At 41.7% G+C, this 21,913-nt stretch carries 18 protein-coding genes and 1 tRNA gene; 6 read left to right on the top strand and 13 right to left on the bottom strand.

The genetic code is table 11. The annotated features are described in order from the left end of the window. Nucleotides 1–2 precede the first annotated feature (2 nt). From ACFSJY_RS00095 to ACFSJY_RS00085, 3 genes are all read right to left on the bottom strand, one after another. Entirely contained in the window at nt 3–425 is a 423-nt protein-coding gene (locus tag ACFSJY_RS00095; RefSeq protein ID WP_386029849.1) for a hypothetical protein, read from the bottom strand. A gap of 292 nt (nt 426–717) precedes the next feature. Beyond that, the gene (locus ACFSJY_RS00090; RefSeq protein ID WP_386029847.1) at nt 718–2,883 is read right to left on the bottom strand and encodes a malate synthase G; all 2,166 of its coding nucleotides are present in this window, start codon (nt 2,881–2,883) and stop codon (nt 718–720) included. A gap of 341 nt (nt 2,884–3,224) precedes the next feature. Next, a complete protein-coding gene (locus ACFSJY_RS00085) occupies nt 3,225–4,160 on the bottom strand; it encodes a LysR family transcriptional regulator (RefSeq protein WP_386029845.1) in 936 nt (311 codons plus the stop codon). Between the two features lie 259 nt (nt 4,161–4,419). On the opposite strand from ACFSJY_RS00085, the gene ACFSJY_RS00080 reads away from it, so the two are divergent. After that, nucleotides 4,420–6,015, top strand: coding sequence for an isocitrate lyase (locus tag ACFSJY_RS00080; protein WP_386029843.1), 1,596 nt, complete (start codon nt 4,420–4,422; stop codon nt 6,013–6,015). 84 nt (nt 6,016–6,099) lie between these two features. Here ACFSJY_RS00080 and ACFSJY_RS00075 read toward each other — a convergent pair whose 3' ends face one another. The 7 genes from ACFSJY_RS00075 to tkt form a co-directional block, all read right to left on the bottom strand. Beyond that, a complete protein-coding gene (locus tag ACFSJY_RS00075; RefSeq protein ID WP_386029841.1) occupies nt 6,100–6,621 on the bottom strand; it encodes a peroxiredoxin in 522 nt (173 codons plus the stop codon). A 144-nt stretch (nt 6,622–6,765) separates the two neighbouring features. Then, the gene (locus tag ACFSJY_RS00070; protein WP_386029839.1) at nt 6,766–7,587 is read right to left on the bottom strand and encodes a DUF481 domain-containing protein; all 822 of its coding nucleotides are present in this window, start codon (nt 7,585–7,587) and stop codon (nt 6,766–6,768) included. Beyond that, nucleotides 7,577–8,407 carry a mechanosensitive ion channel family protein gene (locus tag ACFSJY_RS00065; RefSeq protein ID WP_386029837.1) on the bottom strand — a complete coding sequence of 277 codons (831 nt, stop codon included), beginning with the start codon at nt 8,405–8,407 and terminating at the stop codon, nt 7,577–7,579. Before ACFSJY_RS00065 ends, ACFSJY_RS00070 begins: the two co-directional genes overlap by 11 nt. Nucleotides 8,408–8,566: 159 nt before the next feature. Further along, a complete protein-coding gene (gene fba / locus ACFSJY_RS00060; protein ID WP_386029835.1) occupies nt 8,567–9,631 on the bottom strand; it encodes a class II fructose-bisphosphate aldolase in 1,065 nt (354 codons plus the stop codon). Between the two features lie 362 nt (nt 9,632–9,993). Then, nucleotides 9,994–11,172 carry a phosphoglycerate kinase gene (locus tag ACFSJY_RS00055; protein ID WP_386029833.1) on the bottom strand — a complete coding sequence of 393 codons (1,179 nt, stop codon included), beginning with the start codon at nt 11,170–11,172 and terminating at the stop codon, nt 9,994–9,996. 21 nt (nt 11,173–11,193) lie between these two features. Next, nucleotides 11,194–12,207, bottom strand: coding sequence for an erythrose-4-phosphate dehydrogenase (epd, locus tag ACFSJY_RS00050; RefSeq protein ID WP_386029831.1), 1,014 nt, complete (start codon nt 12,205–12,207; stop codon nt 11,194–11,196). Between the two features lie 60 nt (nt 12,208–12,267). Next, entirely contained in the window at nt 12,268–14,250 is a 1,983-nt protein-coding gene (tkt, locus tag ACFSJY_RS00045; protein WP_386029829.1) for a transketolase, read from the bottom strand. 285 nt (nt 14,251–14,535) lie between these two features. Between tkt and ACFSJY_RS00040 the strand changes: the two genes are divergently transcribed. From ACFSJY_RS00040 to ACFSJY_RS00030, 3 genes are all read left to right on the top strand, one after another. Further along, the gene (locus ACFSJY_RS00040) at nt 14,536–17,229 is read left to right on the top strand and encodes a CHASE domain-containing protein (RefSeq protein ID WP_386029827.1); all 2,694 of its coding nucleotides are present in this window, start codon (nt 14,536–14,538) and stop codon (nt 17,227–17,229) included. A gap of 9 nt (nt 17,230–17,238) precedes the next feature. Then, complete coding sequence (locus ACFSJY_RS00035) at nt 17,239–18,165, top strand: 2-hydroxyacid dehydrogenase (protein WP_386029825.1); 927 nt, start codon at nt 17,239–17,241, stop codon at nt 18,163–18,165. Nucleotides 18,166–18,282: 117 nt separating this feature from the next. Next, nucleotides 18,283–18,417 carry a hypothetical protein gene (locus ACFSJY_RS00030; RefSeq protein WP_386029823.1) on the top strand — a complete coding sequence of 45 codons (135 nt, stop codon included), beginning with the start codon at nt 18,283–18,285 and terminating at the stop codon, nt 18,415–18,417. 63 nt (nt 18,418–18,480) lie between these two features. Here the strand turns inward: ACFSJY_RS00030 and ACFSJY_RS00025 are convergent, their stop codons facing one another. From ACFSJY_RS00025 to ACFSJY_RS00015, 3 genes are all read right to left on the bottom strand, one after another. After that, entirely contained in the window at nt 18,481–18,735 is a 255-nt protein-coding gene (locus tag ACFSJY_RS00025; RefSeq protein WP_386029821.1) for a hypothetical protein, read from the bottom strand. A gap of 189 nt (nt 18,736–18,924) precedes the next feature. After that, a tRNA-Arg gene (locus ACFSJY_RS00020) sits at nt 18,925–19,001 on the bottom strand. 77 nt (nt 19,002–19,078) lie between these two features. Further along, nucleotides 19,079–20,254, bottom strand: a complete 1,176-nt coding sequence (locus tag ACFSJY_RS00015) for a flagella assembly protein FlgT (RefSeq protein ID WP_386029819.1) — start codon at nt 20,252–20,254, stop codon at nt 19,079–19,081. Between the two features lie 200 nt (nt 20,255–20,454). On the opposite strand from ACFSJY_RS00015, the gene ACFSJY_RS00010 reads away from it, so the two are divergent. Next, nucleotides 20,455–21,108 (top strand): FlgO family outer membrane protein, encoded by a 654-nt coding sequence (locus tag ACFSJY_RS00010; RefSeq protein ID WP_386029817.1) that lies wholly within the window; start codon nt 20,455–20,457, stop codon nt 21,106–21,108. Nucleotides 21,109–21,116: 8 nt separating this feature from the next. Then, nucleotides 21,117–21,578 carry an LPP20 family lipoprotein gene (locus ACFSJY_RS00005; protein ID WP_386029815.1) on the top strand — a complete coding sequence of 154 codons (462 nt, stop codon included), beginning with the start codon at nt 21,117–21,119 and terminating at the stop codon, nt 21,576–21,578. The last annotated feature ends 335 nt before the right edge of the window (nt 21,579–21,913 follow it).

The raw sequence follows: 21,913 nt of genomic DNA, 5'->3' as shown, positions 1-21,913 counted from the left end.
ATTTAGCTACGGTCGATTTTACACGTCTTTGTTTTTTTCAACGCCATTTCACCATGCTCATTAACGGAGTAACTAGGTGAGTCTTGTGTAAACAATGCAATCAATTGTTGAATCTTATCGTTCAAAACAGTGGCTAATTCGAAAAGCTCGCTTTTCTTAAAAGCTTTCGTACTGGTCATGACATCGTCAAGCGGAATGCGAACAAGTGGTTTATCGAAAATCTGCGCGAAACTTTCAGTCGCTACGATATTGGTTGGTGCACCAATGTCTTTGTCGAACTGACTTGTAGACGTGTATTTGTTTATCAATACAATATCGTATTCAGGCTGCTCAGGCACGCCTGCAGTTGCTTTGGATACAGTAAAACACGTACTAACTGTGCTTAACGCCGTTATCGCTATTAACGCCTTCAGTGTAGTATTCATCGTTTCATCCTCTTGGCCGATTTACGCCACGTTAATGCAACACTTGTAACTAAATTGCACCATTTTACTATAATTTGTAACACTCGGTATTGCGACTGCTTTGGGATAAGCGGTCGTAATTGTGAGATAAGCTGCAGAACTGTTGCTATTCTTCGCGAAGAATATAGTGCGAAAGCTGAATTTTAGCTGAACTGTCCGTGTCTGCTGAGTTCATATCTGACGTTTTGACAAGGTAAGGGCGCTATTTGTTCCAACCTAAAACGTAATAAATTGGAACAAATAGCTATATCAATTATCCGAGCGCTTTTTTCTCCTCTCTGTAGTGGTGAAGTAGAGGCTCTGTATAGCCGCTTGGCTGCTCTTTCCCTTTAAAAATCAGATCGTAAGCTGCTTTATACGCAATGCTATTTTCAAACTTGGGTGCCATCGACTGGTATAGAGGATCCTGTTTGTTTTGCTCATCAACAATTGCGGCCATTTTTTGTAAACTTGCTATGACCTGTTCTGCACTACAAATACTGTGTGCCAGCCAATTTGCAATATGCTGGCTTGAGATACGAAGGGTGGCTCTATCTTCCATTAGGCCAACATCATTGATATCAGGTACTTTGGAGCAACCAATACCCTGATCAATCCAACGAACAACGTAGCCTAATATGCCTTGGCAATTGTTATCTAATTCTTGGCTAATCTCTTCTTTTGTCCAGTTGGTATCTACAGCTAATGGAATCGTGAGTATGTCATCAAGGCTTGCTGCTTCGCGCTCAAGAAGTGTTTGCTGTAGTGCAAATACATCTATCTGATGATAATGCAATGCATGCAGTGTTGCCGCGGTTGGCGAGGGGACCCAAGCTGTATTGGCACCTGACTCTACGTGAGCGATTTTAGTGCTCATCATATCCTGCATGTTATCAGGTACTGGCCACATACCTTTACCAATTTGGGCTTTACCACTCAAACCACAGGCTAAGCCTATATCAACGTTGTTTTGTTCGTATGCGCCTATCCAAGGGGTTTGTTTTATTTCATTCTTGCGAGTCATTGGACCTGCAAGCATCGAGGTATGAATTTCATCACCCGTTCTATCAAGGAAACCGGTGTTTATAAACACCACACGATCTTTAGCCGCATGAATACAGTTTTTAAGGTTGATACTGGTACGACGTTCTTCATCCATAATACCCATTTTAATGGTATTTTCAGGTAGTGTTAGCATGCGTTCTACGGCCGAAAATAGTTGGTTAGCAAAGGCGACCTCTTCTGAACCATGCATTTTCGGTTTTACGATATAAATTGAACCGTGTTCACTGTTTGATAACGTATTTTTATTGAGAACATCCAAGGCGCTAATTGCACTTGTGACAATAGCGTCAACAATGCCTTCTGGAACCGGCTGGCCTTGTTCATCGGTGATGACATTATTAGTCATTAAGTGCCCTACGTTGCGCACAAACATGACACTACGCCCTTTGGTTGTGAAGTGCTGTCCTGTTTTGTCGGTGTATGCTTTGTCAGCATTCATTGAACGGGTAAATGACTTTCCGCCTTTGGTAACCGTCTCTGTAAGCGTACCTTGAACCAAACCTAACCAATTACTGTATGCAAGTACCTTGTCGTCAGCGTCTACAGCAGCGACTGAGTCTTCACAGTCCATAATAGTGGTTAATGCAGATTCTACATTGATATCAGCAAGCCCGCTGGTATCCGTTTGTCCGATTGCACTATTAGGGTTTACAACAAGCTCAATTTTCAAATTATTATGAGTGAGCAGTATAGATAAGTTCTCTCCATCAATTTTATAGCCAAGAAAAGCATCTGCATCTTTGAAACGTTGTGCACCGTCTTGAGTCTCAATAACCAACTGGTGGTTTTCAATGCCGTAGCGGATGACCTGGTTGTGGGAAGCGCCGACTAATGGAAAACTGTCATCTAAAAATTGCTTTGCGTATTTGATAACTTGCTGACCACGAATGGGGTTATATTGACCTGTTTTCTCAGCGCCATTATCTTCTGCAATGACATCACTACCATACAAGGCATCATAAAGGCTTCCCCATCTGGCATTTACGGCATTAAGAGCAAAGCGTGCGTTCATGATGGGAACCACTAATTGCGGGCCAGCCATTTTTGCCAACTCTGCGTCAACATTCTCTGTATTTATCGTGAAAGTAGTTACCGATGGTTCGATGTAGCCAATTTCCTCAAGGAATGATTTATAGGCAGGAAATGTTTCTTGCGTGTATTTATGCTTTGAATGCCACTCATCTATTGACTGTTGTAGCGAGTCTCGCTTTTCAAGCAGTGTTTTGTTGATTGGTGATAGTTCTTTAATGATATCTGTAGCACCTTGCCAGAAGTCGTCAGAAGATACTGGAAGCTGAGGAATAACATGCTCTTCTAATAAGTTGTAAAGTGGTGTGGCAACTTTTAGCCCATGTAACGAAATGCGTTCTGTCATGATCAAGCCTTCTCAATTTCTTGAATAGATAATGTGAAATGTATCACTATCATTTATGGCTGCAAGTGCTCAGCGCGTTAGCTAGCAGCATTAATTCGAAAACATACTCGATAAAATCTACACATGAATTTACGTTGCTCAGAGTTTACGGTGCTTTCACGCGGTTTTCATACATGAGGAGTGACTTGTTTTTAAAGTTATTGCTCTAAATGATGTTTGGTATAACCTCTGTGAATGGTTTGGCTATTTTTCTTGTTGTAAACGAATGACTGGTTTTTCAAGTCCACAAAAAAGGCGCACAAGGCGCCTTTACAGTTGAAATAGCGATTGAAAGTTCTATGTTAACTTTCAGCAGCAGCTTCCATGATTAACTGTCTAAACCAAATGTGGCTTGCATCATGGTGCAGCAGTGGGCTCCAAATCATTTTGAGTTCAATATCTGGAATATCAAAAGGTGGCTTTAAAATGGTGTAATTTGGATCATCTTTGTGCAGCAGTGCCGCCTTGCTAGGCAGAGTGGCTATTAGACCGTCTTCATAAGCAAGTTGCATTGCCACATGGTAGTTACGGGTAAACACTTTTATGTCACGCTTCTTTCCTAACCTTGAAAGTGCTTCGTCCACCCAACCTAGCTTTTGAACATCTGTTGGGTCCATACCAACGCCGATACCAAAGCCAGTCTTAGATACCCAAACGTGTTTAGAGGATAAATAGGTGTTCAAATTAAATTTAGTGACCACCTCGTTATCTGCGCTCAGCAAGCAAGAAAAGCCATCTCGCCAGATCGTTTTTTGATGAAAAGATTGAGGGAGTTCATCAAAACGGTTGATAGCCATATCAATTTTACCAGCCTCAACGTCATGAAAATTAACGTCACTTGGGGTCATGATATCCATTGTGACATTAGGCGCTATTTTGTTGACTTTCTTGAGCAGTTTCGGGATAAGCGTTGATGCTGCATAGTCACTCGCCATTATACGAAACACGCGTTGACTATTTTCTTGATTGAATTCCTCTTCTCCTTGAAGTGCTTCTTCAAGTTCCAAAAGGATCTTGCGAATGACAGGGGAGAGCGCTCTTGCTCTCTCTGTTGGTACCATACCGTCAGAAGTACGCACTAGGATGGGATCGTTAAATAGGTTACGCAAGCGCTTTAAACCATTACTCATGGCGGGCTGTGTAATATTTAGCTGACTAGCAGCACGTGTGACATTTTTTTCACGTAACAAGACATCGAGGTAAATCAACAAATTTAAGTCTATTTTAGAGATATTCATAATGGCTATCCTGTTCTGTGTTTTGATTAATATAAATAATATTGGTGTAATTACTCAAATGCAAACTTAAAATTGTATAAATATAAAGTTTAATAAAAACAATGGTTAGAGCGAGTTTTTGTAGTATGTATAATCTTTGTGAATGGTGGTGATAAAGTTTATAAATTGGTTGGATTTGAGTTTTCGGGATTAGTATTTGTGTCAAGCGCAATGAATGATTCCAGCGCACATTACACAACTAATACACAAGGGTATCACTATGTCTAATTATCAAAGTGCAATTGAAGCGGTAAGAGCAATTAAAGCAAAAGCCGGTGATTCATGGGGAGCGATCAACCCAGAGTCGGTTGCGAGAATGAGAGCGCAAAACCAGTTTAAAACAGGATTAGACATCGCACAGTACACTGCTGACATCATGCGTGCAGATATGGAAGCTTTTGACGCAGACAACACGAAGTACACGCAGTCATTAGGCTGCTGGCATGGTTTTGTTGGTCAACAGAAGCTTATTTCAATTAAAAAGCATTTCGGTAGCACAAAACGTAGGTACCTTTACCTTTCAGGTTGGATGGTCGCAGCGCTACGCTCTGAATTCGGCCCTCTTCCAGACCAATCTATGCACGAAAAAACAGCGGTAGCGTCGTTAGTAGAAGAGCTATACACCTTCCTACGTCAAGCAGATGCGAGAGAACTAGGCCTACTATTTGGTGAATTAGATAAAGCAGTAGCAGCAGATGATCAAGCGAAAGTGAAAGAGCTGCAAGACGCAATTGATAATTACGAAACACATGTTGTACCAATTATTGCTGATATTGACGCTGGCTTTGGTAATGCTGAAGCAACCTACTTAATGGCTAAGCAAATGATTGAAGCAGGTGCTTGTGCACTTCAGATTGAAAACCAAGTAGCAGATGAAAAGCAATGTGGTCACCAAGACGGTAAAGTAACGGTTCCGCATGCAGATTTCCACGCGAAAATTCGCGCATTACGTCACGCTTTCTTAGAGCTAGGTATTGATAACGGTATCATCGTTGCTCGTACTGACTCAGAAGGCGCAGGTCTTACAAAAGAAATAGCAGTGGTTAAAGAACCAGGTGATGAAGGTGATATCTACAACTCATACTTAGACGTTGAAGAAATCGACGTATCAGAAATGAACGAGGGTGATGTTGTTATTAATCGTGGTGGTAAGTTAGTTCGTCCTAAGCGTTTACCTTCTGGTTTATACCAGTTCCGCGAGGGTACAGGCCATGAGCGTTGTGTATTTGACTGTATCGGTGCACTAAATGCAGGTGCTGATTTACTTTGGATTGAAACCGCAGTTCCTACGGTACATGAAATCAAAGGTATGATGGATGATGTACGCAAAGTTCACCCGAATGCGAAGCTCGTATACAACAACTCTCCGTCATTCAACTGGACATTGAACTTCCGTCAGCAAGCATACGATGCTTGGGTTGAAGAAGGTAAAGACGTTTCGGCTTACGACCGCAATGATTTAATGAACGCGAAATATGATGATTCTGAATTATCAGCTGAAGCAGATGAGCGTACACGTACCTTCCAAGCGGATACGTCTCGTGAAGCGAATGTCTTCCATCACTTAATTACTTTACCAACTTACCACACAACTGCATTGTCAGTAGATAACTTAGCGAAAGAGTACTTTGGTGAAGCAGGAATGCTAGGTTACGTGAAGAATGTACAGCGCCAAGAAATCCGCCAAGGTATTGCCTGTGTTAAGCACCAAAACATGTCAGGTTCTGACATTGGTGATGCGCATAAAGAATACTTCGCTGGTGAGAATGCGTTGAAAGCAGGTGGTGCGAAGAACACCTCAAATCAGTTCAGCTAATATCTAAAGCTTTAACGATAATAGCAGATGCTAAAATCCGCCTAGGTCCCAACCCTTAGGCGGATTTTTATTGCGACTTAATTGTTAGCCCTTCAAATAGGCTAGCATCGTATCGACATCACTCACTTCAAACGGGTCATCAGGGCAGTTATCCATAAATCCAGGTTCTACAAACATTTGTTTAATTTCACCATCGACAACATGCATCGCATAACGCCATGAACGATCACCAAAGCCTAAGTTTTCTTTTTTAACCAGCATGCCCATCATTCGCGTAAAATCAGCATTGCCGTCCGGTAACATTTTTACTTTATCGACACCTAAGCGTTTTCCCCACTGGAACATGGTGAATGCATCGTTAACGCTCAAACAATATATGTCGTCAATACCAAGGGCTGATAGCTCATCATATTTGGCCTCATAGCCGGGTAAGTGAGTACTTGAACAAGTCGGTGTAAATGCACCTGGCAGTGACACAATGATGACACTTTTACCTGAAAAAATGTCGTTAGATGTAACGTCTTGCCAACGAAACGGGTTGTCTCCACCTATACTTTCGTCGCGCACGCGGGTTTTAAATGTAACATTTGGAACTTGGCGAGCCATTAGTGTACCTCTTTGATTGTTATTACTATTTACAACCATAGAAGAGAGCGGGACGAATGCAAATGCATTTCAATAATTCTGTCAGAAAAACAAAAAGGCCACATAACGTGGCCTTTTAAATGATATGACTAATTAAGCCTATTATTAGAAACTGTAGACTAAAGTCACGGCTGTTTGTGTATCAGTGTTGTCTTTGTCTTCAGATACTTCTGTGTTGTGGTCAACAATGAACGCGAACTTCAATTGAAGGGTTTGAATTAGCTTTGTTGTAATCGATGTTTCTGATTTGTACGTGCTGTTTTCACCACTTTCAAGTGCTTGTTTAGCACTGAAGAATTGTTTGAACTCTACATGTTCATTTAGCTGTCGCTTATAAAGAGCCTGGGCTTGAACAATAAAGGTATCTTTTGTTTCACCTTCAGTCGTCACGTTACCATCGCCATCAGTGATTTCTTTTATAACGTCACGTTTCCAACCAGGACCGATATCAGCAAAGAACGATGCCTGTTCTGTTTCGTACCAACGTTTACCCCAACCAGCTGAGAAAGAAGATTGGTGCTCAAAACTTGAGAAGCGATCGTCTTCATGCCAAACACTACCGTAGATGTAGTCTTTTTTCTCATCTGCTAAGGCATAGTTTGTTTGAAACGCTATTGACCACTTTTGATCACTTGTTTCAAATTCGTCTGATGTATTACCTTCGCTATCTGTAACTTCTTGCTCAGTTTTTTTGTAAAGCAAGTCAAAACGAAATTTGCTGGTCCAGCGACCAAATTCATGGTCTAAATCCAAACCCGTTTTAATGTCACCGCTCTCTGTGTTACCTGTTTTATACAAGAAACCCAGTTCAGCAGAAGCTTCGTATTTGTGCTCCGGCTCAGCAGGTGCAGTAGTAGCTTCTTCAGCAAATGTAGTTGCAGATAATGTTGATGCGAAAATAGCAGCAGCGAGCAGACTATGTCTCATTGTTTTCCTCTTTGTTCATGTGTAGTGATACTTGTGGGTAAGGGATTTCAATACCCGCATTATCAAGAGCGACTTTGATGTTTTCCATCAAGTCAAAATATGTTGGCCAGTAATCAGCAGATTTTACCCAAGGACGCACAACAATGTTAACTGAGCTATCTGCTAGCTCTGAAACACCGATAGTTACAGCAGGGTCTTTTAGTACACGTTCATCGGCTGCTACAACCTCAGCGAGTACCTTACGCGCATCAGCTAAGTTTGCGTCATAGCTAACACCAATCACTAAATCGATACGGCGAGTTGGTTTTGTTGAGTAGTTAGTAATTGTGCCGCTGGTAATCGAGCCATTAGGAATGATGACCGTTTTGTTATCACCGGTGCGTAGCTTGGTAGAGAAGATTAGAATTTCTTCAACGATACCTGACACGCCGCTTACTTCAACAAAGTCACCCGCTTTAAAAGGGCGGAAAGTGATCAGTAAAACACCTGAAGCGAAGTTTGACAGTGAACCTTGAAGTGCCAAACCGATAGCAAGACCAGCAGCACCAATAATCGCGACTAGCGATGAGGTATTAAAGCCAAGGTGAGAAATAGCAATGATAAAGGTCAGTGCTACCAGAACACCGTAGACTAAGCTTGCAACAAAGGAAATGACTGCTTGGTCAACTGACTTGTGCTCCATCATTTTGCTAATGCCTTTACTAATTAGGCGAGCAACGATTTTACCGACAAATAAGATGACTAGAGCAATTAAGATGTTAATGCCTAGACTGATCAATTGATCTTGGTTGTTAGTAAACCAATTTGTAATGCTTTCCATGGATTTTGCTCCGATTTGTTATTTTTCGCGCATTATATCGGACAAATGTAGGAAAACCTAAGGAATTTCGTAGAAGATTTTACGGACTATTAACAGAAATGTTACAGATTTGTTGAGGTGTCAGGTACTGAAGCACTTACTTCAGTACCTGTAACATGACTATTTAATCAGGGCGTCTAGCTCACCGCTTTCGTAGCGAGCAAACATGTTTTCTAATGAAATTGGTTTGATTTTATCTGCATTACCAGCGGTACCAAACGCTTCATAACGAGCAACACAAATTTCAGTCATCGCTTCAGTGCTTTTTGCTAAGAATTTACGAGGGTCGAATTCGCTTGGGTTTTGTGCCAAGAAACGACGAACTGCGCCGGTTGAAGCAAGGCGCAAGTCAGTGTCGATATTGACTTTACGAACACCATATTTGATGCCTTCTTGAATTTGTTCAACAGGTACGCCGTATGTTTCTGGAATCTCACCGCCAAACTCATTAATTACAGCTAACCAGTCTTGTGGCACTGAAGATGAACCGTGCATGACAAGGTGAGTGTTAGGAATGCGTTCATGAATCGCTTTAATGCGATCGATCGCTAAGATATCACCTGTTGGTGGACGCGTAAATTTATATGCACCGTGTGATGTACCACACGCAATAGCTAACGCGTCTACTTGTGTTTTCTTAACAAAGTCAGCAGCTTCTTCTGGATCGGTTAACATTTGATCCATAGACAGTTTACCTTCAGCGCCGATACCATCCTCTTCACCAGCTTCGCCGGTTTCTAGAGAGCCTAAACAACCAAGCTCACCTTCAACTGAAACACCACATGCGTGTGCCATTTCAACCGTGCGACGTGTCACGTCAACATTGTACTCGTAACTTGAAGGCGTTTTACCATCGTCCATTAGTGAGCCATCCATCATGACGGATGAAAAACCTAATTGGATTGAACGTTGACATACAGATGGTGATGTACCGTGATCTTGGTGCATTACAACAGGGATATGAGGGAACTCTTCAATTGCCGCTAGGATAAGGTGACGTAAAAATGGTGCTCCCGCATATTTACGTGCGCCTGCTGAACCTTGCAAAATAACAGGGCTGTTGGTTTTATCAGCCGCAATCATAATCGCACGAACTTGTTCTAAGTTGTTTACGTTGAACGCAGGGATTCCGTATCCAAATTCTGCAGCGTGATCTAGCATCTGACGCATGGAAACTAAAGCCATGAATATACTCCTAACAGTATTGAATCAGTTGTCATGTTGTTAAAGTGATGAGGCCCAAATGGTGTCTGGGGGCTCATCTAAAGTGCTTGTTGTAATGAAAAATGAAAGTTTTCATATGGCGCGGCAGTATACCAGAAAGTTGCTAAAAAACGGAAAAAATCCCTTATTTTTTTGTTGTTTTTAACCGTGTGTGCATTAGTTTTGTATGATTACATCATATGTATTGAAAGCTAATGTTTTACAATGAATTTTGCCTGTTTTTTATGAAACTTTACTACAGGTTTTTATGAGAAACGGTAATAGATGGCATTAAAAAAGGAGCCTTAGGCTCCTTTTCTTGCATAGACTATAAAAAACTTGCGTTATTTCGCTGCGCGTTCTTCTAAAATAGCCACAGCTGGTAACTTTTTGCCTTCCAAAAATTCGAGGAAAGCGCCACCGCCGGTTGAAATATATGAGACTTTATCTGCAATGTTGTATTTATCAACGGCTGCAAGTGTATCGCCACCACCCGCAATAGAGAATGCATTACTATCTGCAATAGCATTAGCGATAACTTTAGTACCTTCACCAAACTGGTCGAATTCGAATACGCCGACAGGGCCATTCCAAACGATAGTGCCTGCTGACTTAAGAATATCTGCTAATGCAGAAGCGGAATCAGGGCCAATATCAAAAATCATATCGTCATCAGAAACATCTGATACAGACTTTAATGTTGCTTCCGCTGACTCTGAAAACTCTTTACCTACAACAACATCGGTCGGCACTGGAATATCACCGTTGTTAGCTTTAGCGGCAGCCGTTAATCGATTTGCTTCGTCAATAAGGTCGGCTTCAAACAATGACTTACCAACGTTATGTCCAGAAGCGGCTACAAACGTATTAGCAATACCACCACCAACTACAAGTTGATCAACGACCTTTGACAAAGAATCAAGTACGGTTAGTTTTGTTGACACTTTAGAGCCACCAACAATTGCAACGAGTGGGCGAGCAGGGTTGTCCAAGGCTTTGCCTAAAGCGTCCAGCTCAGCTGCAAGAAGAGGGCCTGCACAGGCAACTGGTGCAAACTTTGCGACACCGTGTGTACTGGCTTGAGCACGATGAGCTGTGCCAAATGCATCCATCACGTAAACATCACACAATGCAGCCAATTTTTGCGAAAGCATGTCGTCGTTTTTCTTTTCGCCAACATTGAAGCGAATGTTTTCAAAAATAACAAGCTCACCAGTATTTACTTCAACACCGTCTAAGTAGTCTTTCACCAAACGTACAGGGTAGTTCAGTGCGGCAGCTAGGTAGTCAACAACAGGTTGCATGCTGAATGCTTCGTCATATTCACCTTCTGTCGGACGGCCAAGGTGAGACATGACCATGACTTTTGCACCGCCTTCTAGTGCAAGCTTGATAGTGGGGAGCGCAGCGCGCAGTCTAGCATCAGAAGTGATTTGGCCATCTTTTACTGGTACGTTTAAATCTTCACGAATTAACACGCGCTTGTCAGCAAGTGCTAAGTCAGTCATTTTGATAACAGACATGGTTAAGTTCCTACTTATTATTTAAATATGTTTTGCCATGATACTCGCGGTATCGAGCATCCTGTTGGCGAATCCCCACTCGTTGTCGCACCAAACTAACATTTTTACCAAGCGCTTATGGCTGACGCGTGTTTGGTTTCCGTCGACAATACAGGAATGTGGATCGTGATTAAAATCTACAGAGACTAAAGGCTCTTCGGTGTAGCCTAAAATGCCAGCTAAACCGTTGTGCTGGGCAGCGATAATGGCAGCGTTTATATCTTCTATTCGAACATCAGAATTTACCGTTAAGCTTAAGTCCATTGCGGTCACGTTGATGGTTGGAACTCGGACGGCAATAGCTTCGAAGCGGCCCTTGTGGTGCGGTAAAATTCGCTCTATGCCCAACGCTAGCTTAGTATCTACAGGAATAATAGATTGGCTAGCTGCACGAGTTCTACGTAAATCTGGGTGATACGCATCAATAACCTGTTGGTCGTGCATTGATGAATGTATGGTGGTGATGGTTCCACTCTCCACGCCAAACGCTTTATCGATAACTTCAATGACAGGCACTATACAGTTGGTTGTACATGAACCATTGGATACGACGATATCTTGTGCAGAGAGTGTATCGTGATTAACACCGTAAACAATCGTTGAGTCAACATCCTGTGCTGCTGGGTGCGAGTAAAGTACACGCTTGGCGCCGGAAGCAATGTGTTGCTCACCTTCAGCATGGCTAGAAAACTTGCCGGTACAGTCTAACACTATGTCGACATTGTGCTTTCGCCAAGGAAGTTGGTCTAATGATGACTCATGACTCAACGCAATCGGGTGGTCTGCAACGACAAGGTTGTTATTTTCTATATTGACTGAAAATGGAAAACGCCCGTGTGCAGAGTCATACTTTAACAAGTGTGCAATGCCTTCAGCATCCGCTAGTTCATTGATAGCAACGAGATTGAATTCTTGTTGGCGACCACTTTCAAATAACGCTCTGGCGATACTTCTACCGATACGTCCAAAGCCATTGATCGCAATGTTTGTTGTCATAGATACCTTTTAAAAACAAAAAGCGCCGAATAATCGGCGCTTATTGTACAGTATTTTAGCTTACAGACTATTGACTGTGCTTATAACATTTTCAACTGTAAAGCCAAAGTGTTTCATTAGATCACCACCTGGTGCAGATTCACCAAATGTTGTCATACCAACCACTTTGCCTGCAAAGCCAACATACTTGTACCAGAAATCAACGTGTGCCGCTTCAATGGCAACACGCTTGGTAACATTGCTTGGCAATACTGATTCTTTGTAGTCAGCATCTTGTGCGTCAAAGATATTTGTAGATGGCATTGAAACCACGCGTACTTTATTACCCAACTGTTCAGCTGCGGCTAACGCTAAGCTGACTTCTGAACCTGTTGCAATCAAGATTACTTCAGGCGTACCTTCGCTATCTTTGATGATGTAACCACCTTTAGCAATATCCGCTACTTGTTCTTTCGTGCGAGACAATGCTGGTAAGCCTTGGCGTGAGAATACTAACGATGTTGGCGCGTTTTGACGCTCAACTGCATTTTTCCATGACACTGCTGCTTCCGTCGCATCAGCAGGGCGCCACGTTACCATGTTAGGCGTCGTACGTAAGTTAGTTAGCTGCTCAACTGGTTGATGCGTTGGACCATCTTCGCCTTGACCAATTGAGTCGTGAGTGTATACGAAAATGTTTTGAATACCCATTAACGCTGACATACGCACAGCGTTACGTGCATATTCCATAAACATCATAAATGTTGCGCCGTAGTTGATGAAACCACCGTGCAATGAAATACCATTCATGATGCCTGACATACCAAATTCACGTACGCCGTAGAAAATGTAGTTACCAGCAGCATCGTCTTGGATACCTTTTGAGCCAGACCATAATGTTAAGTTAGAGCCCGCAAGGTCAGCAGAACCACCTAATAATTCAGGTAAAATTTTACCGAATGCTTCAATGGTGTTTTGTGATGCTTTGCGAGATGCTACGTTTTCTGCTTTTTCTTGGCACTCTAAAATGAATGCATTTGCTTTTTCTTCAAATTCAGCAGGGAGATCGCCTTTAATAACACGACGTTCATACTCCGCAGCAAGTTCTGGGTGTGCTGCTTGGTAAGCGGCAAACTTGTCGTTCCAACTCGATTGCGATGCACCACCTTTTTCTTTTTGATCCCAAGCGTTTGCAATATCGCTAGGAATTTCAAATGGGGCATGTGGCCAGTTTAAGAATTCACGTGCAGCTGCGATTTCGTCATCACCTAATGGAGCACCGTGACAGTCGTGAGAACCAGATTTGTTTGGTGAGCCGAAACCAATAATAGTTTTACAACAAATCATTGTTGGCTTATCAGTCACTGATTTCGCTTCTTCAATTGCGTTAGCTACTGCAACAGAGTCATGCCCATCAACACCGCTAATGACATGCCAGCCGTACGATTCAAAACGTGCTGGGATATCTTCTGTGAACCAGCCTTCTACGTGACCATCGATAGAAATACCGTTGTCATCCCAAAACGCGACTAATTTACCTAACCCTAGTGTACCTGCTAATGAACAAGCTTCATGCGAGATACCTTCCATTAAACAACCGTCGCCTAAGAAACAGTATGTGAAGTGGTCAACTATGTCATGACCTTCGCGGTTAAATTGTGCTGCTAGCGTTTTTTCAGCAATCGCCATACCTACCGCATTTGAAATACCAGCGCCTAATGGTCCAGTGGTTGTCTCTACACCTGGTGTATAACCGTATTCTGGGTGACCAGGTGTTTTAGAGTGAAGCTGGCGGAAATTAGCCAATTCACTCATTGGTAGGTCGTAGCCCGTTAAATGAAGTAGAGAGTAAATCAACATTGAGCCATGGCCGTTAGACAAAATGAAACGGTCACGGTCTGCCCAGTTTGGATCTGCCGGGTTATGCTTTAGATAGTCACGCCAGAGCACCTCCGCGATATCAGCCATACCCATTGGGGCACCTGGATGTCCTGATTTTGCTTTTTGTACGGCATCCATACTTAAAGCGCGAATAGCATTGGCCAATTGTTGACGCGACGGCATAATTGCTCCTAGTTATTTACTTCTAATTTTTGACGGGTGAAATGTGGGCGGTATTTTCGCTCAGCAATCGCCACACTGCAAATAAATTGTAGTAATTAAGGAAATTTTTCAAGAATAAAGACAAAGTGAAATAGCACGTGTAAATTTGGTTGTTTACTGTGTAGTGGCACTAAATTTGTTTCATCGTTGAAAATCCTCTCTAAACTATTTAATTTTCTTCACATTTCTGGCTAAAACGCTAGACTGGTTTTAGTAGATATTCTCTCTATGACAGGGAAGTAACATTTGGTCATACGGTTAGCAGATACGATACTTTCTTTAGCGACACTGGCGATTATTATCGCTTTGGTGAATTTCAGTTTGTCGCCTTTTTCAGAACTTAACTTCCTTGGCCCCATTGCGGGGGTTGCAACCGTTTTTGCTGTCCTTCGCGGTATATCTGTTGTTTTGAGTTTTACCGTCGCATTAGTTGTTATTTTGTTTGCGTCGTATGTCACGTTTGATGTGACGTTTACCCCAGAACTTCTGACCATTGGTGCTCTTGCTATTGGTTTGCAAGGGCTTTTAGGATACCAACTCACGGCAGAGGAAATGGATGAGCTCGGTTGGCTGTCGAGCAGAGAAAAGTTAGTGAGCTTCATGCTGAAGATAGGGCCGGTAGTCAGCATCATCTCTGCAAGTGCAGTATTGGTACTGATACTCGTTACGAATCAAGTTGTGCAAGCGGGCTTATTTTACAGCTTTATGTTGAACTGGTGTTTAAGCGCGTTGGTAACAGTATTTGTTTTGCCGCTCATTTTATTCAGTCAACGACTCAAGCAAATCAGTGATAATAAACGATACCAAGTCATTGTTGCCTCCGTGCTAGCGATTGTGGCACTGGCAATATTGTTCCGCGTGTCGCAAAACGATTACCAGCACAAACGATTGGATGACTTCAATTTAGCGATTGATCATTTCGAGGACGCAATAGCGAAAGAGTTTAGTGACATAAATGCCCAGATAAGAGCAATTCACGCCTTTTTGAATGCTAGCGATAACGTGACTAAAGATGAATTTCTGCAGTTTGCAAAGGGTGTTTACATTCCTGGGTCGAGTGTTATGGCATTGGAGTGGGTGCCAATTGTAGAGCAACAAAACAGAGATGCTTTTGAAGAATATGCCAAAGAGCGGCTTTTTGAACGTTACTTTATAAAACATCAATTGGACAATGGACAAGAAGTGCCGGCGCCTAGTACTCCTTTTTATGCGCCTGTTTATCATGTGTTTCCTGTGCAGCGTAATGCTGTCGCTTATGGGCTTGATATGTTTGCAGACGATCAGAAAGTTAAGGCCTTTCACGATGCTGCAGCAACAAATACTGCACAAAGCACGCAGCCTATTACTTTGATACAAGGGAGCCCAAGTGATCCTGGATTATTGGTTGCGATGCCGGTATATGACGGTCAACGATTGAATGCTTTCGGTGCCTTACCTAGTGGTAATGGCAGGGTGTTGTCAGGCTATGCCCTTGCGGTGGTACAGGTTGCTGGCGTGATTCGAAAGCTTATTAATACGGATGTAGGTCAGCACGTTAATATACTAATTGAAGACATTACATCGGTTGAGCCCTATGTGCTTTTCGGCGAAGCTCCAGATGTATCAGAGCGACTTGTCGAGACAATTATCCGTGAAGATTTTGGACGAACTTGGCGAATATCTATCACTGAAAAGGCGTCTTGGCTTGCACAACCCAGAAACTGGTTGAATTGGGGGGTACTAATTGGATGCGCAGTAGGTGGTCTTCTTTATCAGTTTTTGATGCTGCTGATGGCGGCGTACTCGTCTGAATTAAATAGACAGGTTGAAGAAAAGACTAAAGAGCTTATTTTAGAGAAGGACCGCGCAGATAAGCAGAGTAAAGCAAAATCACAGTTTATTGACAATTTGAATAATGAACTTAAAACCCCAGTCAATGCGCTTTCGGGGGTGCTCGAAAATTTTCCTATCAGTCGTTTGGAGCCATCAGCGCTCAAAGCTATCGAAAAAATAAAGGCTGTTAATAATAGCCTTGTTCAATCTGTCGAAACACTTGCGGATTTATCCGATATCGAAAGTGGACGTTTGGTTTTTAATACAGTGAGTTTTGATTTTCATTTGTTCCTGCAGCAAATAGAAACAATGTTGAATATTGGTAGTAGTGATGTACTACAAGAGATTGAGTTTGAATATGACGAGACTGTGCCTCAACTTGTTTATGGCGATAAGCATCGCCTCCAGCAACTTATTTTAGCGCTGGTTCATAATGCGGCCCTTATTTTTAACAATTCAATATTATCTCTATCGATAAAGGCACATCGTCATCAGCATGGGATTTCGACAGTGTTTATTGTGATTACGGCGGGTGACGATTTAGTAAAAAATAAAATACCTGAACTTATAGCAAATCGTGAATTTGAATCTCTTACAACATCAATGAGTATTGCTAAAGAAATCTGTAATCGTTTGGGTGGGGCTGTCAACTTGTCACCAATTTCTGAATCAGGTGAGTTTATGCTCAGTGCGTCATTCAAACTGGATCTTGACGATAGAAACCTTGCCGTTACGGAAGAAGTAAAACCACAACTTGATTTAAGTGATAAAACCGTTGTAGTAATCAGCACCGACAACGAAACCACTCGAGACATTGTTAAGTTTTTAGATCGTTACCAATGCGGCGTATTTGTCCTAGAGAAATTAACCGATACAGGTGTGAGTGCTATCATTCGCGAACAATGTGATCTCGTCTTCCTCGAATGTGAAAGTAACTTGAGGTTATCAGCCGTTAGAGATGAGATGTTTAGCCATGTGGAAAGGCTTACAGGTATTCCTATCGTTGGCTTATTGCCAAACTCAATGGACGAAAAACAATTTGAACAAAGGCTAGACAACTTAGAGCTCTTCATAAATAAACCGGTAAAGCCCGCAGCTCTTCAACAAATTATTGAACAATATTTATAAGTAAAGAATATGCCTATTGCATTAATGGTGACAGATCGCGATCTCACCCCTTTGAAAAAGTCATTACAACATAAATTACCCAATACAGAAATAATCGCATGGCCCGATATGACGGTCCGTGATGATATTGAATTTGTCGTTGTATGGCGTCACCCTGAGGATATGTGGAAAGCATACCCAAATATTAAAGTAGCTGCGTCTCTCGGTGCCGGTGTTGATCAAATTACTCAGGACTCAGGATGCCCACAGGCGTTAGTGTTAACTCGGATAGTTGATGAGGATTTAGCGGAGCAAATGGCAGAGTATGTGTTGACGGGTATATTAATGGCAAAACGTCGCTTTCCTTTATATAACCTTGCTCAACAACGAAAAAAGTGGGTTTATGAAGAGCGAGCCAATGGAAAAAATGTCACTGTACTTGGGGCTGGTCACCTTGGCTTATCAATAGTCCGATGCTTGGCTCGAAACGGATTTACCGTTTCTACTTGGAGTCAGTCAAAGAAGTGTGAGGCTGCTATAGCGCATAGCTTTACGGGAGATGCTCAGCTTCTAGATTCGGTTAAAAGTGCTGATTATGTTGTGGCTATTTTACCGTCCACACCAGCTACAGATGATGTGATTAATCAGTCGGTTTTTGATGCGATGCCAATGCATGCGCAATTTATTAATGTCGGTCGAGGTAATGCAGTAGATGAAAAAGCGCTTTTACATTCACTGACTATGGGCAATATAGCTGGCGCGATTGTAGATGTGTTTAAACAAGAACCGTTGCCAAAAGAAAGCCCACTTTGGCAGGCTCCAAATTTAATAATCACTCCACATATTTCGGCGATAACTAATCAAGAAAATATCGTTAATCAAATTGTTGATAATTATCATCGATTTAAAGCGAACAAGCCGCTAAAACACCAAGTTGAGCGTAAAAAAGGCTACTAAGGATGAAATTTTTTGGTTTATAGCAATAAATCATTGAAATGTCGTAGCTAATCATTTAGATTTTTTAACGTTGTAATAGCAACAATAATAAAACAACTGAAGTAAGTAGGTTTTACTATGAATAGACCAGCTTCAAAAGGATTTAAATTGACCACCGTATTTGTCGCTGTATTAGTGTTAGCAGTGTCGGCGGTGTTGAGCAACCAGTCAGTTGCTGATGAAACGGAAGTTCAGACAGAGCAGTCAGAATAGCAGTAGATTGTAAAACAAAAACGCCCCTAAATAGGGGCGTTTTTGTTTTTAGCGAGCATTACATTATGCGAGTTGTGTTAATTCTTCTTCTTCGACGCTTTCAGTGCTACGTCTCAATAGATAAAAAGCATTAATCACAACCAAGATCACATTTGACACCATACCTTGAGCAACATCGATATAGATGTAGTAAACCCCCATCAGGGCACAGCCAACTAGCGTGGCTAGTCTAAGCATAAAAATATCTTTGATAAAAAAGGCGCCTATACAAATTGCTAGTCCTATCCAGCTTAGGGCATCAAAGAAAATAGGGTTCATTAGTTGTGTCTACTCCTGTGTCAAATGATGTAAATGTGAACAGCGCGCATTATCCGGATCAAATGTGTAACCGACAAACGAAAAAAATTATATTTTTCGGATAAAAAAAACTAATGAATAGCTGAGAGGGTGATGCAAACGTTATTTGATAAGAAATGTAGATAAAAGAGAAGTATGTAGTGTAACTTTTGGCGCCCTCGGCAGGAGTCGAACCTGCGACCTTGCCCTTAGGAGGGGCCTGCTCTATCCAGCTGAGCTACGAAGGCGCTACAAGAAACAATGTAGCGCCATAGAATGAACCAAGCAACTGTTTTATATAAAGGATTTTGTCTTTACGTTGTAACTAAAAACTGTCTACTTTCACTGCCAGATCATTTACCTGTATGTTACCAAGCAATTCTTCTTTGGTTGATTTAGCAATGGCTGTATCTTGATACACTTGGGTGATTTTGACGTGATAAGGGCTAATATTGTATCCCGAGTACAAACGACCCTGATCAGAACGATAATTATTTAGGTGAAGTAATGAAAACTCATCACCAAGTTTAACGCCTTGTTGCTTGCCAACATTTACCATAATTTCGTTACCTTTCACTTGGAGAATTTTGGCGCGAGTCTGCTCACACATCATGCTTTCATCTATATCAATAATGGCGTTTTCTAGCGTGCGGTCGATCATTTGTCCATAGTTACTTTGCCAAAATAGCTTGCTATCAATATCAACTTCTTCACGTTTGGCAAACTGCCAAGGCGCAAGGTTCTCATAGTGTTGAGTGGCCAGGTGTTCACCGTTTATTGCGCTGTACACATAAAATGTAACGTCAAAATGTCTTCTATATTCGTTCTCTTGCCAGAATTGCCAAGTATTTAATTCTTGATTATCGAAAGATACATCATTGATTTCGGTATAGAGCACAAACTGGCTGTTAAACATGTGGCCAAGCTCTATTGATAAGTCTTTGATTTTTTCTGTCTCAAAACTTTGGTTGTAACGGCTAAAGGGGATTTTGTTTTTGTTAGCTAGCCTAATATTAATGTATTGGCTTTTCTGTTTGAGTTTGTCTGCAAAGTTAGAGACAACTTGTGTGTCCAAATCATAAATTTGACCTATATTTGCCTGCTCGCGATTCATTAAATTAGCACGCGTTACTAGCAGTGTTTTCTTGAAGTCAGCAGCAAAACACTGTTGCTCTTGCGGGAATATATCAGCACGGATTGTTATTGATACAGAGTCTCCCTCAAAGGTTTCTTGAATAACTTCGATTGAGTTGACTGTGCCACTAGCGCGAATACTTAACTCATCTTGTGTAATCAAACCATTAACAACTTGCTGAACGCTGCTCACTGACGCGCCAGCCACAAGCAGTGCTTTTTTAAGGGCATTCTCCATGGCCAGAACACGTGCACTAGACTGATCACCATTGATAATCATGGCTTTAGCTTGGGATTCATACCATTGGGCTACAGACGTAGTAGACTGAAGTAGTACAAACATACCAATAACTGCTTTTTTTAACATAAGCTTTCCAACACTTGGTCTGCATATTGCGTCTGATTTAAAAAACGCACGTTGTTACAGACAGAAATTTGTCGTTTCTATATATAGTAGTTGTTAAAGCATGAACTATGCCTTTTATAAAAAATGGATAGCAGAAATGCATTTTGGCGTGATAAATGCTTTGTTTTCGGTAATAGTGTAGTGATTATTGAGGTGTCTCAATGAAAAAATGGCTTATGTGGGCTGCGTTACCTTTGTTAACGGCATGCTCAATGACAATGAGTGATGATGAGCAAGACTTTTATAGTATTACTCATGAAGAGAAAGGGGAAATCGATACCTATGATTTACCCACGCATGCAATTAATGACGTTGTTAAAGGCTTGGCTTATCAAATGCTTGAGCACAGTGCGTTTGTTACGCCAAAAACGCCAATCGCGGTGACATCATTTGTCAACCTGGAAGATTTAGAATCAACGAATTGGCTTGGCAATCAGATAGCTGAAAACTTTGTTCATGAATTGCAACGACACGGTATGGTCATTATTGACTATAAAACGACTGGCCACATTCGAGTGACAGAAACAGGTGACTTCGTATTTAGCCGTGATTGGAAAGAACTTCCAGAACGACAAATAATTGACTACGTAGTAACAGGTACCATGATGAAACAAGAGACGGGTATCCTAGTGAATGCTCGTATGATTGGCATGCAGTCGCGTGTCGTTGTGGCAAGCGCTCAATCATTTATCCCTAAATGGGTTGTAGGTGATGAGATTAATCGCGATGAAAGTGTCCGTATGAAAGATGGCATGATTCTTCGTAACAGTGAGCAACTAGCTGAAAACGCTCGTGCAGTGAGAATCCAGCAGTAGGTGATGTTATGCCAAAGCTAAAAATCATATTGCTATATATAGGTATAACGTTCTTATCGGCCTGCAGTTCAGTTTATGACAAACACGTACAATGGCAGCCAGTAAAGCCTGACTCATTTCCTGTCGTAACGGCTATCGGTTATGCGCCTATCAGTTTACAAAAGTCTGAACATGAAACTCAGCGAATGCTAATGGCAATAAAAGCGTCAAAACTTGCCGCTTATGCGGAATTAGCAGAGCAAGTTTACGGACAGCAAGTTGCCACAAACATGACTATGGGCGATTTACTTTTGGAAGATAATCAGTTGAAGGCTTCGGTCCAAGGTGTCATTCGTGGTGCTAAAGTCATTAAAAGCTACCCCGTTGGCGATACTTATGCCACGGAAATGGCGATAGACTTTAAAGATGTTTATGACATTTACTTAGCGTCGATGCGTAAACAAGAAATAAAAGACGTAACCTATTACTAATATATACCTATATAGAGCACTATATTTAACGCGTTTGTACACTATGTGAGCAATCGGTAAAAAAGTTAAAAATAGTGCTTGCACCTTTCATAAAAATCCCTAAAATGCGCATCCACTTCTCGGGGACAAGCCAAGAAGCTGTTTTGATAAGTTTAGTCACTTTATAAAGCCACTAAACGGGTCAGATAACTTAGAAAAATAAATTAAAGTTTTTTTCAAAAAGTTGTTGACATTAAAACAGGGAAGCGTAAAATGCGCATCCGCTCTCAACGAGAGAGCACACAGTTAACACGAGTGCGATGTTGACTGGAATCGCAAGATTCAGTTCTTTAACA

It is taken from the genome of Thalassotalea euphylliae (assembly GCF_042682785.1).
Lineage (GTDB): Bacteria > Pseudomonadota > Gammaproteobacteria > Enterobacterales > Alteromonadaceae > Thalassotalea_F > Thalassotalea_F euphylliae.
Note: the sequence above shows the minus strand (reverse complement) of the source record. Positions and strands in the feature narration are given on the sequence as shown.